We start from the raw sequence: 1,127 nt of genomic DNA, 5'->3' as shown, positions 1-1,127 counted from the left end.
AATAAACCGCACGTCAACATCGGCACCATCGGCCACGTTGACCACGGCAAGACCACTCTGACCGCGGCTATCACCAAATACTTCGGTGACTTCAAAGCCTACGACCAGATCGACGGCGCCCCGGAAGAAAAAGCCCGCGGCATCACCATCTCGACCGCGCACGTCGAGTATGAGACCGACAACCGCCACTACGCGCACGTCGACTGCCCCGGCCACGCCGACTACGTGAAGAACATGATCACCGGCGCGGCCCAGATGGACGGCGCGATCCTGGTTGTGAACGCAGCTGACGGCCCGATGCCGCAGACCCGCGAGCACATCCTGCTGGGCCGCCAGGTTGGCATCCCGAAGATGGTCGTGTTCATGAACAAGGTTGACCAGGTCGACGACGAAGAGCTGCTGGAGCTGGTGGAAATGGAAATCCGCGAGCTGCTGTCCTCCTACGACTACCCGGGCGACGATATCCCGATCGTTGCAGGCTCCGCTCTGGCGGCGATGGAAGGCAACAAGCCGGAAATCGGCGAAGAGAAAATCAAAGAGCTGATGGCGGCTGTCGACGAATACATCGACACCCCGGCGCGTGCGGTTGACCAGCCGTTCCTGATGCCGATCGAAGACGTGTTCTCGATCTCCGGCCGCGGCACCGTTGTGACCGGCCGTGTCGAGCGCGGCGTGATCAACGTCGGCGACTCGATCGAGATCGTCGGCATCCGCGACACCACCACCACCACCTGCACCGGTGTGGAAATGTTCCGCAAGCTCTTGGACCGCGGTGAAGCCGGCGACAACATCGGCGCCCTGCTGCGCGGTGTGGACCGTGACGGTGTTGAGCGCGGCCAGGTGCTGTGCAAGCCGGGTTCCGTGACCCCGCACACCAAGTTCGAAGCCGAAGCCTACATCCTGACCAAGGAAGAAGGCGGCCGCCACACCCCGTTCTTCGCGAACTACCGTCCGCAGTTCTACTTCCGCACCACCGACGTGACCGGCACCGTGACCCTGCCGGAAGGCACCGAGATGGTGATGCCGGGCGACAACCTGAAGTTCGGCGTTGAGCTGATCGCACCGATCGCGATGGAAGACGGCCTGCGCTTCGCCATCCGCGAAGGCGGCCGCACCGTCGGCGCTGG

1 protein-coding gene is annotated in these 1,127 nt (G+C 63.4%); it reads left to right on the top strand.

Annotated elements, in window-relative coordinates:
- Positions 1 to 1,127: elongation factor Tu (gene tuf, locus RA25_RS21955; RefSeq protein WP_039175045.1), on the top strand; the 1,127-nt coding region annotated here is incomplete at both ends.

This window comes from Leisingera sp. ANG-S5 (assembly GCF_000813925.1).
In the GTDB taxonomy this organism is placed as follows: domain Bacteria; phylum Pseudomonadota; class Alphaproteobacteria; order Rhodobacterales; family Rhodobacteraceae; genus Leisingera.
Note: the sequence above shows the minus strand (reverse complement) of the source record. Positions and strands in the feature narration are given on the sequence as shown.